Origin of the sequence: Collinsella sp. i06-0019-1H4, assembly GCF_042849575.1 — a bacterium.
GTDB lineage: Bacteria > Actinomycetota > Coriobacteriia > Coriobacteriales > Coriobacteriaceae > Collinsella.
Genome location: NZ_BAABYB010000001.1, coordinates 370,322 through 385,042, shown reverse-complemented (window position 1 = coordinate 385,042; position 14,721 = coordinate 370,322). Strand labels below are relative to the sequence as shown.

Sequence of the window (14,721 nt, the reverse complement as noted above, 5' to 3'; positions counted from 1 at the left end):
ACCGTGTCCGTCTAGGCAGCGGCATAAGTTATACCGTCAGGAACATCATCACGATGATCATGACAAAGCCAATCAAGTCGGTCGGCAAAAACACCGTGCCCAGCATAACGGCGCTGGTGATGGTCGCCGAGACCGGCTCCACAGTTCCGATGAGGCTCGCGCGCACCGAGCCGATGTCCTTAACGCCCTGCATATAAAGCATGTAAGCAAAAAACGAGCCGATAACCACGAACACCGCGAGCGCCTCGATGCCGGCAGCGTCGAGCGCCGGCATATGCGCCCAGGGCCGCACGAAGACACATGAAACCACGCCCGCCGTGAGCATTGCCGAGCCCGTGACGATGGGGCTACCGTATTCGGGCAGGATCTTGGCGGGAATCACCGCCATACAGGCGGCGCTAACCGCACACATAAGGCCTGCGACCAGGCCAAGCGGCGATATGCTCAGACTGGTAGGGTCGCCGCCGGTAGCGATTAAAAAGGTGCCGCCCAAGGCCAACCCAATGCCAACGGCCTCACGCACGCGCGGCATGCGGCGATCGACCACGCAGGCGTAACCCATGATGATGACCAGCTGCAGGCACTGAAGGACCGTCGCGGTTCCGGCGTTGGTCAGGCGCACGGCCGAAAGATAGCAAAACTGGTTAAAGAGCAGGCCAAAAGCGGTAAAGAGCAACAGCTGCTTGCGGTCGGCCGGCGTCGTCCAAAGCTTGACCAGGCGCGCACGGTCGCGCGCGACGACCACGACCATAAAGAGCAGGCCGGCAAGAATCTGGCGCACGCTCATGAGCCACAGCGTATCGACATGGTAGGTATCGAACAAAAAACTCGCGCTGGTACCCGAGAAACCCCAAAACGAACCGCCCACCAGCGTGGCTAAAACACCCGTGATCATCTTGCGCGTCTGGGCATCGTTGAGGCGGTCGCGCCAGGCGCGACGGGTGTTGCGGCTGAGCTCGTCAGTTCCCTCGGGCACGACAAAATCGGACGCCGCCGTCATCGGTACCGAAGTCTTTTTGCGTGCACGCTGCGCTGCGCGCTCCTGCTCCATTCCACTCCCCCGAAATCAATTGGCAACAAAGCGCTCAAACTGTAGCACGAATATCGGCATGAAAAAGCAGACGATTCGGAACATCTACGAGCATCCAAATTGCAGGGACGAAAGGCGCAGACGCGCTATGCCGAGTGGTTGGAATCGTCTAGGGCGCCGGGGTCGGCTTCCGCACTTTCATCGGTATGGCCACCGTCGTTCTGCTCCTTGGCGTTGTCCTGGCCTTCCTGCTCGCGGCGACGTTTTTCGCGAATCTGCTCCACGGCTGCGCGCAGGGCGGCCTCGTCCTCGGCGCGCGCCACCTCTTGCGTGGTCTTGACCATATGGCGAATCTCGAGCACCAGCAGCGCAATCAACGGCACCACGATCAGCGGAAAGAACAGCAGCGGATTGGTGAGCAGCGACACCACCACGCCCAGGCCTGCCGAGACAAAGACCACGCGGCCCACCACGTCGGAGGCAGGCACGGGCGCAGCATCCTCGACCGGATTGGCATCGCCCTTGGTGCGGTAGACCGGCGTGCCGTCGGCCGCATCCTCCACGGCAACGATGCGATGCGTGTTGAGCGAACCCTCCAGCGCGTCATCGGACGAATGGAAGGTGATGATGTCGCCGATCTGGTAGACCTGGCTGTTGTCGGTATCGACGACGATAAACGAATGCACGGGAATCGCCGGCTCCATCGAGCCGGTCAGCGTGCGCATAAAGCCGTAGCCCATGATGGTGGGAATCTCGCCGGCGGGCGTGAACACCGTGCGCAGCAACACCACAAAGGCGACCAGGATTACCACGGTCGCCAGCACGTTGATCACGCGGAGCACGTGCTTCATCACTTGTCGTCGTCCTTTGCGGAAAGTGCAGCGTCAGCGGCCTCGGCGGCGTCCTCTGCAGAAGCCGTAGCGTCGCCCTCGGCGCCCGCGGCCGTCTCGGCACCCGCAGCCGGCTCGCCAGCCTCGCCGCGCAAGCGGGCCAGCAGATAGCGCGACAGGCTGTTGCCCTCGGCACGGCGCTCGGCGCGGGCGCGATCGCGCTCGGCCTGCTCCAGTTCTTGCGCCAGTGCATCCAGACGCTGCTGCATCTCCGCGCGGGCGGCCTCGAGCTCACGCTCGTGCGCGGCCTTGGCGTCGGCGAGTTCCTGCTCAATACGCTCCCTCGCCTCGAGCTCGGCTGCAGCGATGCGCGCGTCGGCGTCGGCACGAGCCTCCTCGGCGGCACGCGCGGCGGCATCGCGCTCGGCAGCGGCAGCGGCGACCCTCTCGCTGGCGTCCACCGCAGCCTGCTCCACAGCAGAATCGGCGGCCGCACGGGCGGCATCGATCGCGGCATCGGCTGCCTGCTGAGCAGCGGAAACCTTTTCCTCGGCCGCGGCAACGGTGTCGGCGAGCTTCTGCTCCGCCACAGCAGCGGCGGCGTCGGCCGCCTCGGCCGCGGCACGGGCATCGCGCTCGGCCGTCAGCTGCACTTCCTCAATCTGCAGCTGGGCGGCGTCCAGCTTGGCATGCAGCTCGGCGAGCTCCTTGGCAGACGCCTCGCGCACCTCGGCGAGCTCAGCTGCGGCGGCGTCCTTGGCGGCCTGCAGCTCGGCGGCATCGGCTTCCGTCTTGGCAGCCAGGGCCGCAGTAGCGTCGCTCTTGACCTGCGCAACCTGCTCGGCGGCCGTCTGCTCGGCAGCTGCGATCTTGGCATCGGCATCGGCGTGAGCGGCCGCGACCTCGGCATCAGCCTCGGTGCGCATCTGCTCAAGCTGCGCCGCCGCGGTCGAGCGTGCCTCTGCCGCAGCATCCTCGGCAGCCTTCTTGCCGGCCTCGACATCCTCCAGCGAGCCGCGCAGCTCCTCAACATCGGCCTCGGCCATCTGAGCGCGCTGCGTCAACGCCAGTTCGCGCGTCTTTGCCTCGTCCAGCTCGTCGGCCAGGTCGTCGCGCTCGTCGGTCAGCGCATGGGCCTGAACCTTCCAAGACTTGACCTGCCCCTGCAGCTCCTCAATCTGCTCGCGAGCCTCGGCCAGCGCCTGCTCGGCGTCGAGCTGGGCCTGCGTGACCTCCTCCACAAACACGCGACGAATCTCGACATCGGGCAGGTCGGGGCTATCGACCTGCACCTCCTTAATCTCCTTAATAAACTTGGGCGCCACCGGCGCGTGTTGCACGCTCTCGAGCTCCTGCAGATTGCGCTCGTCGTCGGTCAGGCTCTTAAAGACGGTGTAGATGTTGATGAGGTTGGTGTACATCTGCACCATGTACTCGTCATCGAACGCCAGCGCCTGCTGCTGCACGTCGATGTTGTAGCCCACCTTGTCGTAACGCTCCATAAACTGCCACAGCTGGTAGCACTTGCGGTAGTTGGGGTCCTTCATGATGAGGTTGGTGCGCTGGATGGGGCTGCGGACCGCGCTGCAGCCGTTCATGATCTGGCAGAACGACGCGCCGCGCAGCGCCATGACAAGACGGCGCACGCGGTCGATGCGCATAAAGATGTCCATGTTGTCGGCGTCGTTCTCGGCAAAGCTCTGGCGGTTCTTGACCGTCATCTCGACGTTGTACTCGATCTCTTCGTACGCGTCGTCGATCTTGCTGTGCATCTTAAAGCGGTTGCGGATCTCGTTGCCCGTCGACCAAAAGATCACGTCGGTGCGCTTATCCACAAACGTCAGCAGGCGCTGAATCAGGTGGTAGATAAAGCGGTTCTCGTACAGGTCGTACGTCTCGACGGTACTGACGTTGAGGATGCGCGTGGGGTGGACGCCGCCATCGTCGCTCGGCGCCAAAAACTGCGTGTTCTGGCTCAGATGACGGACGCTGTCGGCGCTGATCTTTTTGGCGAGCGAGACCGGCACCACCTCTTCCTCGGTGGTGATGAAGCGGCGCGGATTTTCGATGATGGTGTTGATGGCGTCGAGCGAGTCCTCGATCATGCTGATCCACTCCTCGTCCACCACCTTGACGAGCTCCTCGCGCTGCTGTTCGATCGTGGTGCCCGAGGCCTGCGCCATCTCAAACAGATAGCGGAAGTAGCGGCTGCCCTCCTGGATGGGCTCCATCTGCTCGGAGAAGCTGGTATAGAGGTCCTGAATGGTCTCGGACATGGGTTACTCCATAGGTTGGATCGATCGGTAAGGGGCGTGACGACACCACACTGGGCAAACGCTACTGATTGTCTTGTCCCACGCCCCGCGCTTACGGCATTAGTAGAAGTTCTGGATCCGCTGCAGATACATGACGGAATCGGGCAGGCCGCCCTCGCCAAAGGTCTTCTCGATGTACTCGATCAGGCCCTTCATCTCGTCGCGCACAAAGCTCACGTTCATGGACTCAAACTTCTTGAGCACCTTGCGGGCGATGATGTAGTCCATGCCGCCCAACTCGGTGCCGCCGCACGCCACGTACACGGGGATAAAGTCGTACATCTGCTTGATGATACGGTTGCCAAAGGCCAGCTTAAAGCGGGTCTGCAGGTACTGGTCCAGCTTGTGCATCTTCTCGAGCAGATCGTCATCGATCACGTACTCGACCTTGGCCTTCTGGAACAGATACTGCAGGTGGTCGGCCGTCACGTGCACGCGCTCGTGCGGCTCGCACTCAAACGCGTCGGCGCGCTCGTTGAGCTCGATGGGAATCGCGCGGTCGTACACCTTGTCCGTGATGGTAAAGGTAGAGTCGTCGTTGTTGGCCGTGCCGATAAACCACAGGCTGTCGGGAATGGTGAGCTTTCCGTCGTGCAGACCCTTGGGGTCGGCGGCCCACCGGGTAGGCACCAGGTCGAGCACCCACTCGTCGTGGCTGGGCATCTCGAGCACCGACAGGATCTCGGCAAAGTAGTACTCCACGCGGGCGAGGTTCATCTCGTCGAGCACGATCATGGACGGGTCCTGGCGCAGCCCCGCCTCGTACACGGCACGGAGGAACTCTGTCTCGTTAAAGCGCTTGGAAAACTCGTTGAAGTAGCCCAGCACCTCGGTGCGATCGCGAAAACTCGGCTGCACCGACACGATGGTTGCGGGGTTGTCCAGATAGCGGCTAAAGCTGTAGGGCAGCGACGTCTTACCGGTACCCGAAATGCCCTCCAGAATCAGCAGCTTGGAGGCGGCCATGCCGGCCACAAAGCGGCGGATGACCTCGGGCGTGTAGTAGAGCTTCATCTGGCTGCAGGCGAACGCGCGGAAGCTGTCGACAAAGTCCTCCAGCGAGATGGCATCGTCGTAGACCGGGGGCTCCCAGTCGCGGTACTTAAGGTCCACAAGGGACAGCTTGGGGAAGCGGTTGGCCTGGGCGATCTCTTTTTCCTCGGCAAGGGTCTTGGCCTCGACGGTGGCCTTGGCCATGGCGGCCGCGGCATCCTTGACGCCATCGCCATCGAGCGCGAGCGACGCGTTGCCCGACACCACGGCGGCCGTGGCGCCCTCGCCCGCAGGCGCACCGGCGCCCGCAGCGGCGCCCACCACGTTGCCCACCGTGGGCAGGTGGTCGTCGGCCAGGGCCGAGGCGCCCACGTACGGAATCTGCTTGGTGCCGCCCATGGCATTGACCTTGAGCGCCAGCAGCTTGTTCTTCTCGTCCATGAGGTCGAGCACCTGCTTGTTGAGGCGGCCGATCTCGCGGTAGAGCGCCTTGTTGGACGTGTCGTCGCGATGCAGGCGGCGGTTGATGCGGTAGCGGTGGACCAGAATGGCCACGATCAGCACGGGGACCGCGATGAGCATGGCAAACAGAATGACCGCGCCGATCTTGCCCACCAGGTCAAACGTGGTGAAGTAGGTCATAAAGATGTTGAAGTACTCAACCCAGCCAAACACCAGCAGGTTAAGGATGGAGCTCACGACGGCAACGACGTTGTAGACGACCTTTGCCAGCAGCTCCCAGGCAAATCCCAGAAACTCACTCACCGTCGGTACCCTCCTGCTTGGTCGCGTTCATCGCCGCCTCGGCCTCGGCCTTCAGACGACGGGCTTCCTCGAGCTTGGCCTCGGCCTGGGCGAGCTGCTCGGCGGCGTTATCGGCCGTGACGGTGGCAGCAGCGCCCTTGTCCTCGGCGTCCACGATGGCAGCCGCGGCGGCCAGGCGGTCCTCCTCGGCCATAGCGCGCTTGAGGTTCATGCCCACCACGATGAGGTGATACACCTGGTAGATAAAGAACAGCAGCATGGGCAGCACGATCACAATGAGGAAGCCCATGGAGCTGGACAGGAAGTCCATGACCTTGCCCATCTGCGGCAACGCGAACAGGTACTTGCCCACGATGTCGCCGTCGCTGATGATGTGCGTATCGGCCACGTCGTTGTTGTCGCCCTTGGTGGTAAAGCTGCGCATGCCGTCGACCTCGTCGATGGCGGCGATGCGGTGCGTGTTGAGCGCGTACTCGTTGTCGATGATGGTATGGAACGTCACGATGTCGCCCACCTCGAGCTTGGAGGTGTCGCACTTTTTGATGAAGATGAGGTCGCCCTTGTTAAACGTGGGCGCCATGGAGTCGGACTGCACGGCGAGCGGGGTGAAGCCGGCGATGTCGGAGACGCTGCCGTCCTCGCGCGTGGCGAGCGTGGTAAACGCATACAGGGCCGCCACCAGGATGATGATCCACATGACGACGCTCAACGCGATGGATGCGGCTTTTTTAACAGATTGCATGATGTCCCTTACTACCGTGTCTGTCTAGGTCGTGCGCGGCCCGGTGGCCGCCGTGCATATCTACTGTTCCTCGATGCCCTCAAAGCGCATCGAAACCGAATAGTTAGCTCCCTTTAGCATATTAGTGCAATTTGGGTCCGTTCCCTCGAGCCATATGCGAACGGTTACCGGCTTATCCGTATCTTTTATCAGGTCGAACATATCGCTGGCCGCGGTGGCAGCGCTCGAGTCGAGTCCAAAGACGGTGGCCGCGCCGGATGAGCCCCCGTCCCCGTTGGGGTTGTAGACCCAGGTGTGGCCGTCGGCGGTAAAGCTCATGCGCATGGCGCTTGCCATGCCCTGCGTGTCGGAGCTAAACCGCGTGCCGGACACGCCACCGTCGCCATCCTGCCCGGTCAGGCGAACGCGCAGGTCCGTGCTGCTCATAAAGTGCAGCGTGAACTCCAGGTAGGCACCGGTGGCGGGATCGGCGGTGGAACCGTCCTCGAAAGTGAAGGTCTGGTAGTCGCTCGTGGTTACGGGCTTGAGCTTGGATGCGTCAATGTCCACGCCCTTTTCGCTGGCGATGCGCGCCGAGATCTGGTCGAAGCCCAGGCTGTGGACGTATTCGTCGAACGTGGCGTGCTCGTCCAGGTCAAAGCGCAGCGAACCGTCGGCGTTAGCGTCGATCATGAGCATGCGGGTCTTGGCACTATCGGCGATGGAGAACCAGGCGAACGTTGCCATGGCTATCGCCACCAGCGCAAACAGCACCAGCACCATGGTGGTGGTGAGCTTGCGGCGAAGGTCGGTGTCGGTGGGCGCGGCGGCTTGTGTCTGGGCGCCGTTGGCGATGGGCCGACGGTCGTCGGGCATGATGCGTGCCATTACGCCTCACCATCCAGCGTCGCAAAGAGCGCCAGGTGCAAGGTGCCCGGATCTTGATAGAGATAGTCGGCGCTATCGGGGTCGGTGCCCTCGATGTAGTAATAGATATCCAGACGATAGGTCTGGCCAAGCCCCAGCGTGGCAAGCGTGTTTTGCGGGCGCGTGGCCGTCTCGCTCGTGTCCAGCGTAAAGGCGGCCGGGTCCTGCGTCACGTTGGCGCCACAAGCGAGCTGGCCGTTTTGCCAACCCAGGAGCATGCCCTCGGTGTAGCCCGCCAGGCCCGCAGGCGCGGTCGCGGGATGCTCGTCGCGATGGCCGCTGTCGGAGCTGTCGAGCTCAAAGATGTTGCTGGCAAGCACCTGGCTGCCGCTCGAAATCTTTATGCCCACGCGGGCTGCGCGCAGCAGCTCGGCATCGGCACCCTGCGGGGCCAGCGATTCGGCCAGATACAGGTTGACCTTACCCGCTACTTTGCTGGCGCCCGTTCCGGTAATGGTGGGGCGCAGGTCGATCCAGCCGTGGTAGAACGCGGAGCCGTTGTCTTTTGCCTGCTCAAACACTGTGGCATCGCCGGCAGAGTTGTTTTGCGCACAGGCAGCAAAGCCGTTGAGGTCAAAGGTCGAGACCGGGTAGAGCGTCACGGCGCCGGTCGCGTTGGAAGTTAGGGAAACGTCGCCCTGCTGCGACCAGCTGCCGCGATCGGCATCGCCCAGCTCCAGCACCAGCTTGGACGTGTCGCTGTGCACGCTCACCGAGTTGGTGTTGACCTTCATGTTGTTCGTGAACCAAGCGTAGGTCGCGGCGCCCAGCGTGGCGGCGAGTGCCACCATAACGAGTGCGATGTAGGCACGCGCGCGACGGGCGTGGCGGCGGGTGACGACGTCCTCGAGGACCTGGCGCTCGGCGGCTACGCTGGAGGAGCCCGCGGGGCTCTCACTCTGGGTTTTGGCCTCGCAGCTATCTGCTGGCATGTGCTTCTGATCTTCCATGTCGCTCGCCCCCTTACGCCTTGGCCGCGGCAAAGGCAAGCTGCAGCACCACATCGCGGGCCTGGGCCTCGTCGATGCAATTGGCGTCGCAGCCTTCCATGTACACAACGTAGCGAACGCTTGCCACCTCGTTGGCGGTCAGCGTGCAGATGGGCGTGGCGCCCGCGCGCGCCGTGGGCGTGTCACCGGTGCCGTCCATGCTGTAGGCGCTTATGGCGCGCGCAGGGTCAGCGGTATAGGTCCAGCCCGAGGCGCCCACTGCCACGACAACGCCGTCTTGCGCGGTGGTACGTCTGCTGGTGGCACCCGCGGTGCTGCCCAGGTCGTCGCAGGTAAAGATGTGCGTTTGCGTACCCGACCGGGTCGTTATCACAAGACCCAGGCGCAATGCGGCAAGCAGCTGCGGATCGCTCGTCACGCTCATCTGGCCCTGATACAGGTACACGTTGAGCGCGCTGTCGCCGCCCTTAAGGTACAGCGTGCCCGAAAGGGCATAGTCGTCCAGCTGCGCGGTGCAGTCGGCGTAGTCGGTCGTGATGCCCGCAGCGTTTTGGAACGTGCCGCGCCAAAAGCGGGAAAGGTCTGACGTCGAGATGGGATAGAGCGTCTTGTCGGCGGCGGCAAGTGTGGCCGTCGTGTCCCAGGGCCCGTTGGCCGAAAGGCCAATCTGCAGATCGGAGCCCTCGTCGCTTACCGTATGCGCCACGGGCGTCACGTTGGTGTAGCGCGAGTTGCTAAACCAGGCGTAGGTGGCGGCGCTCAGGGCAGCTACCAGCACCAGCATCCATGCGGCCGCAGCAACCATGCGGCGGCGCGAGCTTAGGATGTCTTTGATGTTCGATGTACTCATCCCCGGCCCCCTTACGAACGCTTGCCGGCAAAGCGCAGCGCCAGCGATTGCAGGCTGGTGGCGGCCAGGTTGTTGGTGCAGTCGGGGTCGCAGCCTTCCAGCCACACGTACACATCCACACGCACGGGCGTGCTGCGGTTGGCGCCCTTGGCGGCAGCGGGCAGGCTGCAGATCTTGGTCGTGGCCTCCTTGAGGCTCACGATACCGGTGTCTTCGTTGTAGTCACAGAAGTTTGCGCTGGTCAGCTGGTCAAAATAGACCGTGGCGCCGTCGGAGCGGCTGCTGTCGAGCACCAGGTGGTTCTGCTCGTTTTCGCCGGTGTCCTTGCCATCGAGCGTGTTGTAGCGCGCCTGGGGATTGTGCTCGCCCGAGACCTCAAAGACGTACTGGCCCGTAACGGTATCGCTTTTGCCCGGGGCATAAGTGACCAGCCCCACGCGAAGGGCGGTGGAAATGGGACTTGCCGAATCCTGCTCGGCAAAGTCGATGCCCGACAGGTACACGTCGGTTGCGGCCGAGTTGGTGGCCAGGTACAGGGAGGTCTTGTAGTAGTCGGAGTGCTCGGCCGCGCCAAACATGCTGGCAAACAGCGAGTCCTGCGTGGTTCCGCCGGTAAAGCCCGTTACCTTTTGAAAGCCGTTGAGCACGTTGTCGGTCGAGACGGGATCGAGCAGGCCCGCAAAGCTTAAACCGGCGTTGGTTTTGTATTCGCCGTCGTACTCGTTGGAGATGAGGAAGGTTACGCCCGTGCCCGCGGCCATCTTGACGTCGGTGATATGACGGTTGGCGTTGTAGATGTACCAGGCATACGTTACGGCTCCGGCAACAGCAAGGGCCACCAGCAACGTGGCGAGCATGCGATTGAACTGTTTTTTCAGCGAACGCGCGTCCGACATGCCCCTCCCCCAGATGCCGTGCTGCAAACTACCTGGACACCATTTGCCCATAATGGAGTTATTTTACGCGAATGTGCAGTTCATCGGGGGTACAAACGCGACTTTCCGCGTGCTGTTCGCACTGCATCGGGGCGGATAGGGTCGCAAATCGCCGCTTTTTAAAAAATAGTTCTTGCCACTGGGCGGGAGCTCCGTTATATTATTCCCTGCGCACTCGCGCACCCTTGATCGGGCGTTTAGCTCAGGGGGAGAGCGCTTCCCTGACACGGAAGAGGTCAGAAGTTCAAATCTTCTAACGCCCACCAATTGTTCAACCGGTCTGCCTGCGGAAATGCGGTAGACCGGTTTCTTGTATATAGCGCTGTATCCCAAATGTATCCCAAAAGGCGGCGCGCGAGCACTCGCTGGAGGCGGCGATGAGGGACATCGCCAGAAACGACCTGGTCATCCTGGACGAGTTCGGCTACGTGCCGCTGGACCTCGACAGCGCGAGGCTGCTGTTCCAGGGGGTGTCGGACTGCTACGAGAGGCACAGCCTGGTCATCACCACAAACATTGAGTTCAGCAAGTGGGGCACGGTCCTGGGGGACGACAAGATGGCGGCGGCGATAATCGACCGCATCGTCCACCACGGCCGCCTGGTCGAGTTCACCGGCGCGAGTCACCGTATGGAGGCGACGCTCATGCTCGGCAAGGCGGTGGGATAGGTTAACGCGGCGTGTTTGCCAAAGTGCTCAATTTGGTCGCGCCACAATGTTCAGTTTGTCGTCGACACAAACAGCGGCTCCCGCGTTTGACAGCCCCGTGATCCCAGCGGGCGCGGGGGGACCGAGAAGAGCCAGGGCTCCGCCTCCTTGAGCGCGCCCACGTCGCCCCCGTGTTCGTCGAGAAGGGCACGCGCGGCCTTGACGCTCCGCGCCCCAGCGAGCCTGAGCTCAGTACTCCACGCGCTCGTCGGCTGCTGCGCCCTCCACCGCTTCGATCTCCGAGCGAAGGGCGTCCGCCACCTCTGCCGACCTCGCGTCCTCTTGCCCTTCCGCGAGCTCGACCTTCGCCGCCTCGTCGCCATGAGTCTCACCGTCCATGTATCCTGCTTTCAAATCGCGGCAGGCACAACAAGGCGCCCGCCCAGTTACTCGATACGAGCAGCCTAGACGGGCGTCACAAAGTGGCAGAGGGGCACGACTCTAATGCCAGGCATCTGCTGGTATCATTAGAGTGCAGCATTGGCTATGGGAGAGGACTTCACATCCCACGGCCAGTCAGACCTAAGTTGGCTTCGTCCTGCTATAGATTGAGGTGAAGGCGATTGACCGATCAACAAAGTGAGACGATCGAGATTTCCGAACAGATTCGCGACAAGAAAAAGGATGTGCGATTCAGCACTCGCGAATACGTTGCGGAATACCTCATCAATAAGTTCAATGCTGATGCATTCTACATTCCGCTTGACTATCAACGGAACTTCGTCTGGACGGACGTTGACTGCAGCTACTTTATTGAGTCTGTGCTAATTGGTCTGCCCATTCCCTACATGTTCTTTGCCGATGCTGAAGATGGCAGAACGGAAATCGTTGATGGAGCGCAAAGGATGAACGCCTTGGTGAACTTTGCCAGAGGCGATTTAACCTTGTGCAATCTAAACATCCTTACATCTGTCAACGGAAAGACCTATTCAGAACTTCCCATAGAAGTACAAAGAAGATTCGATAACGCGAGCTTTCGAGTGGTTTACCTTGAGGAAGGGACCACCTTTGACGTCCGACAGGAGATTTTTCGTCGTATCAATTCATCGGGCAAGCAGCTCAAATCGCAAGAAATTCGCCGTGGCTCCATGGGCGGCGATTTTACAAAACTAGTAAGCGAGCTCTCCAATGATCCGCTCTTTATAAAACTTGCCCCGTTAAGCGAGACGGCGCGCAAACACTACGATGACATGGAACTTGTCACTCGTTTCTTCGCCTATGCAGACGGCTACCCAGATTTCGAGGGTTACAAAGACCGCGTTGCTAGTTACCTGGATGAATACACGAATCGCATGAACATCGAGCTTGCCGAGTCACCTGACAAGCGCAATGAACTCGTCGCTCGCTTCAAAGAAATGTTGGAATACGTTGAGAAGTGCTTGGGAGACAGGGGTTTCAAAAAGACACCGACAGGAAAAACGACTCCTCATGCGCGTTTCGAAGCTATTGCGGTCGGCGTTGCCGTGGCGTTGTCGGAGGACAAGGACCTTTCGCGCAAAGACATGTCTTGGGTTGATTGCGAAGAGTTCCAGACCCTTGTGCGGTCAGACTCGGCAAACGTAAAGGCCAAGTTGAAAGCTCGCATTGATTTCGTTGCCAACAAGCTGAAGGCGGAGCGGTAAACCTTATGGATTCCAATGACTTTAACTTGGGGTACGAAGAGGTCTACAACGACCGCCTTGGTGAGACCAAGAGCATGATTACGCTCGCGACCCTGCTCGATTCGCTTGACCAAGGCGCAGAGGGCGTGCGCTACAATGCTGTAATGCGAGGAGCGTACGAAAACGCTGAAAAGGCAAATCCCAGTGGCCTGCCCTCATCGACACCAGATGTGACCCTCGTTTCCAGTGTCATCCGCTCCAACGTCAAGCTTATGATCTACAACATCATTGAGTACTCGGTCACTAATCTCATGCAGGCGATTTACGACAGAGTAAAGGACGAGGGTTGCGGCTACGCTGAGGTTTCCGAAAAGCTTCAATCGATTTGGCACCATACCCAAATGTATAACGGGTTGAGCGACCCAAAAGCCAGCAATAGTACTGCCGAGTCCATAAGCAAGAAGTTGCTTGATCATGCTGTTAAAAATAACGTACTTCAATTCAGCGTTCGGAACACCATCGCCGGTGGAAATCTAGATGCAGACAAAATCCTCAAGCTCTTTGATGACCACGGAATATCGATTCATGATGATATAGCGAACTGCAAGAGGGATGAGATTAAGAGCGAGCTTAAAGACATCAAGAATCGACGGAATGACCTAGCTCATGGATCAATTTCGTTTGCAGAAGCAAGCAATCAGGTGACAACATCGGAGCTTGCGGAGCTAGTCAATCATGTTGACTCATTTTTGATGCAGCTCCGCAAGGATGTTTCGACCTATCTCAACGCCGGTGAATATCGGCGCGGTATGACCGAATCAGAAGAGGGCTAGTGTACGCAAGCGGCAATTATGCTTTTGCCAACCGCTTCGCCGAGCTTTGGTGGCACGGCGTTTCCAATATGCCGTGCCACAGCTTTCTTGCTGATCTTCTCGCCAGGCCTAATGAACTTGTAATCCTGCGGGAAGCTCTGCAAGACGGCACCCTCACGCAAGGTTAGGGCTCGATTTTGCTCTGGATGCCCAAACCGGCCCGTACCGTACATATAGAACTGCGTAGTTATAGTTGGGGACGTCTCGTCCCAAGCCATCCTCCCGTAGACCGCAGGGTACGTTTGGCCAGCAGCCTTTTTATGACAATCAAGCCTCAGGTCCTCAGGCCAATCTCGCCACGTGCCATTAGGCGTCGAAGCCTTAATGCGCTTCAAGTTTAGTTCTGATAGCGCCGACGCCGTTTGCAGAGAGTCCCCCCTGCAAGAGCCGCCAGCGCTCACGGCAGGCAGCGCACCTATTGCCTGCCGAACCGTAACAGCATGAGCGTTATCATTCGTAGGGTCAATCAAGCTGATGGACCCATTTCTAGAAGCTAGCAGAATCAATCGCCGCCGATGCTGGGGCACACCGTACTCCTCAGCCTTTACGACGCTGTATTCCACCGAGTATCCGGACTCCTTAAGCGTGTTCAAGAAACCAGAGAAGATGCTCTCCTTCTCGAGCTCGGGCACGTTCTCCATGGACACGTAATCTGGCTGCACTTCACGTACAAGCCTCCCAAACTGCGCAAGCAACCCCCAGTCCTTGTGCCTCTCGCGATGCTTCTTGTCCTTGCGGTGCTTCGAGAAGGGCTGGCAAGGAGCGCACCCTACCAAGACTTTGATGTCAAAGTCCTTCAGGAGCTCCTTGACTTCCTCCCCGGTGACCTCGGCGATGTTCTTGCAGATGAACTTGTCCTTGCCGTTGTTCGCATCGTAGGCGTACTGGCAAGAGGAATCGAGGTCAAACCCAGCCACCACATCGATGCCAGCGGTGCGTAAACCGTAGGTCAGACCCCCGACCCCGCAAAACAAATCCACAGCACCAATGGAGGCGCTCTGAGCCTTATCCTCCGTGGAACTATCAACGCTCATCGCAATCACCCCTTCGGCGTCCTAGAATGACCGTATGCGAGCGTCACAAACTCGAAAAGAATTCAACTCGCTAACTTTATAGATTAGCAGCAATCAGAGGGATTGGAGACCTGAGCTTGAAAACGTCACCGAACGGCTGTTTGCTTCCCGTAAACAGCAGAAGTGCAGGTAAAACGCCTTGGCCTCGATTT

General features: G+C 60.1%; 14 protein-coding genes and 1 tRNA gene. 4 read left to right on the top strand and 11 right to left on the bottom strand.

Going from position 1 to position 14,721, the window contains the following annotated elements; genetic code table 11:
- Window positions 1-28: 28 nt before the first annotated feature.
- The 9 genes from ACGHEN_RS01585 to ACGHEN_RS01545 all read right to left on the bottom strand — a co-directional run bounded on the left by ACGHEN_RS01585 (window position 29) and on the right by ACGHEN_RS01545 (window position 10,277).
- Window positions 29-1,051 carry a DMT family transporter gene (locus ACGHEN_RS01585; protein ID WP_390396835.1) on the bottom strand — a complete coding sequence of 341 codons (1,023 nt, stop codon included), beginning with the start codon at window positions 1,049-1,051 and terminating at the stop codon, window positions 29-31.
- A gap of 125 nt (window positions 1,052-1,176) precedes the next feature.
- Window positions 1,177-1,881 carry a signal peptidase I gene (locus ACGHEN_RS01580; RefSeq protein WP_373204562.1) on the bottom strand — a complete coding sequence of 235 codons (705 nt, stop codon included), beginning with the start codon at window positions 1,879-1,881 and terminating at the stop codon, window positions 1,177-1,179.
- A complete protein-coding gene (locus ACGHEN_RS01575; RefSeq protein WP_390396832.1) occupies window positions 1,881-4,136 on the bottom strand; it encodes a DUF2357 domain-containing protein in 2,256 nt (751 codons plus the stop codon). Before ACGHEN_RS01575 ends, ACGHEN_RS01580 begins: the two co-directional genes overlap by 1 nt.
- A gap of 99 nt (window positions 4,137-4,235) precedes the next feature.
- Window positions 4,236-5,933, bottom strand: coding sequence for a hypothetical protein (locus ACGHEN_RS01570; protein ID WP_390396829.1), 1,698 nt, complete (start codon window positions 5,931-5,933; stop codon window positions 4,236-4,238).
- Window positions 5,926-6,675 (bottom strand): signal peptidase I, encoded by a 750-nt coding sequence (locus tag ACGHEN_RS01565; RefSeq protein ID WP_390396827.1) that lies wholly within the window; start codon window positions 6,673-6,675, stop codon window positions 5,926-5,928. Before ACGHEN_RS01565 ends, ACGHEN_RS01570 begins: the two co-directional genes overlap by 8 nt.
- 60 nt (window positions 6,676-6,735) lie before the next feature.
- A complete protein-coding gene (locus ACGHEN_RS01560; protein ID WP_390396825.1) occupies window positions 6,736-7,542 on the bottom strand; it encodes a hypothetical protein in 807 nt (268 codons plus the stop codon).
- Window positions 7,542-8,531 carry a hypothetical protein gene (locus ACGHEN_RS01555; RefSeq protein ID WP_390396823.1) on the bottom strand — a complete coding sequence of 330 codons (990 nt, stop codon included), beginning with the start codon at window positions 8,529-8,531 and terminating at the stop codon, window positions 7,542-7,544. Before ACGHEN_RS01555 ends, ACGHEN_RS01560 begins: the two co-directional genes overlap by 1 nt.
- A gap of 13 nt (window positions 8,532-8,544) precedes the next feature.
- Window positions 8,545-9,381 (bottom strand): hypothetical protein, encoded by an 837-nt coding sequence (locus ACGHEN_RS01550; RefSeq protein WP_390396820.1) that lies wholly within the window; start codon window positions 9,379-9,381, stop codon window positions 8,545-8,547.
- A gap of 11 nt (window positions 9,382-9,392) precedes the next feature.
- Window positions 9,393-10,277 carry a hypothetical protein gene (locus tag ACGHEN_RS01545; protein WP_390396817.1) on the bottom strand — a complete coding sequence of 295 codons (885 nt, stop codon included), beginning with the start codon at window positions 10,275-10,277 and terminating at the stop codon, window positions 9,393-9,395.
- Between the two features lie 230 nt (window positions 10,278-10,507).
- Here ACGHEN_RS01545 and ACGHEN_RS01540 point away from each other — a divergent pair.
- A tRNA-Val gene (locus ACGHEN_RS01540) sits at window positions 10,508-10,582 on the top strand.
- Between the two features lie 60 nt (window positions 10,583-10,642).
- Window positions 10,643-10,984: an ATP-binding protein gene (locus ACGHEN_RS01535; RefSeq protein ID WP_390399348.1), complete on the top strand. Its 342-nt coding sequence runs from the start codon at window positions 10,643-10,645 to the stop codon at window positions 10,982-10,984.
- Window positions 10,985-11,212: 228 nt separating this feature from the next.
- Here ACGHEN_RS01535 and ACGHEN_RS01530 read toward each other — a convergent pair whose 3' ends face one another.
- Complete coding sequence (locus ACGHEN_RS01530) at window positions 11,213-11,362, bottom strand: hypothetical protein (RefSeq protein WP_158559600.1); 150 nt, start codon at window positions 11,360-11,362, stop codon at window positions 11,213-11,215.
- Between the two features lie 224 nt (window positions 11,363-11,586).
- Between ACGHEN_RS01530 and ACGHEN_RS01525 the strand changes: the two genes are divergently transcribed.
- Both ACGHEN_RS01525 and ACGHEN_RS01520 read left to right on the top strand, forming a co-directional pair.
- The gene (locus ACGHEN_RS01525; protein ID WP_117842766.1) at window positions 11,587-12,645 is read left to right on the top strand and encodes a DUF262 domain-containing protein; all 1,059 of its coding nucleotides are present in this window, start codon (window positions 11,587-11,589) and stop codon (window positions 12,643-12,645) included.
- A 5-nt stretch (window positions 12,646-12,650) separates the two neighbouring features.
- The gene (locus ACGHEN_RS01520) at window positions 12,651-13,457 is read left to right on the top strand and encodes an MAE_28990/MAE_18760 family HEPN-like nuclease (RefSeq protein ID WP_390396813.1); all 807 of its coding nucleotides are present in this window, start codon (window positions 12,651-12,653) and stop codon (window positions 13,455-13,457) included.
- Here ACGHEN_RS01520 and ACGHEN_RS01515 read toward each other — a convergent pair.
- Window positions 13,454-14,530 (bottom strand): DNA cytosine methyltransferase, encoded by a 1,077-nt coding sequence (locus ACGHEN_RS01515; RefSeq protein WP_390396810.1) that lies wholly within the window; start codon window positions 14,528-14,530, stop codon window positions 13,454-13,456. The genes ACGHEN_RS01520 and ACGHEN_RS01515 overlap by 4 nt on opposite strands.
- Between the last annotated feature and the right edge of the window lie 191 nt (window positions 14,531-14,721).

What these genes read in the sequence shown, in the direction of transcription:
- ACGHEN_RS01585 (WP_390396835.1), bottom strand. Translation starts at nt 1,051, where the DNA reads ATGGAGCAGGAGCGCGCAGCGCAGCGTGCACGCAAAAAGACTTCGGTA.
- ACGHEN_RS01580 (WP_373204562.1), bottom strand. Translation starts at nt 1,881, where the DNA reads ATGAAGCACGTGCTCCGCGTGATCAACGTGCTGGCGACCGTGGTAATC.
- ACGHEN_RS01575 (WP_390396832.1), bottom strand. Translation starts at nt 4,136, where the DNA reads ATGTCCGAGACCATTCAGGACCTCTATACCAGCTTCTCCGAGCAGATG.
- ACGHEN_RS01565 (WP_390396827.1), bottom strand. Translation starts at nt 6,675, where the DNA reads ATGCAATCTGTTAAAAAAGCCGCATCCATCGCGTTGAGCGTCGTCATG.
- ACGHEN_RS01560 (WP_390396825.1), bottom strand. Translation starts at nt 7,542, where the DNA reads ATGGCACGCATCATGCCCGACGACCGTCGGCCCATCGCCAACGGCGCC.
- ACGHEN_RS01555 (WP_390396823.1), bottom strand. Translation starts at nt 8,531, where the DNA reads ATGGAAGATCAGAAGCACATGCCAGCAGATAGCTGCGAGGCCAAAACC.
- ACGHEN_RS01550 (WP_390396820.1), bottom strand. Translation starts at nt 9,381, where the DNA reads ATGAGTACATCGAACATCAAAGACATCCTAAGCTCGCGCCGCCGCATG.
- ACGHEN_RS01545 (WP_390396817.1), bottom strand. Translation starts at nt 10,277, where the DNA reads ATGTCGGACGCGCGTTCGCTGAAAAAACAGTTCAATCGCATGCTCGCC.
- ACGHEN_RS01530 (WP_158559600.1), bottom strand. Translation starts at nt 11,362, where the DNA reads ATGGACGGTGAGACTCATGGCGACGAGGCGGCGAAGGTCGAGCTCGCG.
- ACGHEN_RS01520 (WP_390396813.1), top strand. Translation starts at nt 12,651, where the DNA reads ATGGATTCCAATGACTTTAACTTGGGGTACGAAGAGGTCTACAACGAC.
- ACGHEN_RS01515 (WP_390396810.1), bottom strand. Translation starts at nt 14,530, where the DNA reads ATGAGCGTTGATAGTTCCACGGAGGATAAGGCTCAGAGCGCCTCCATT.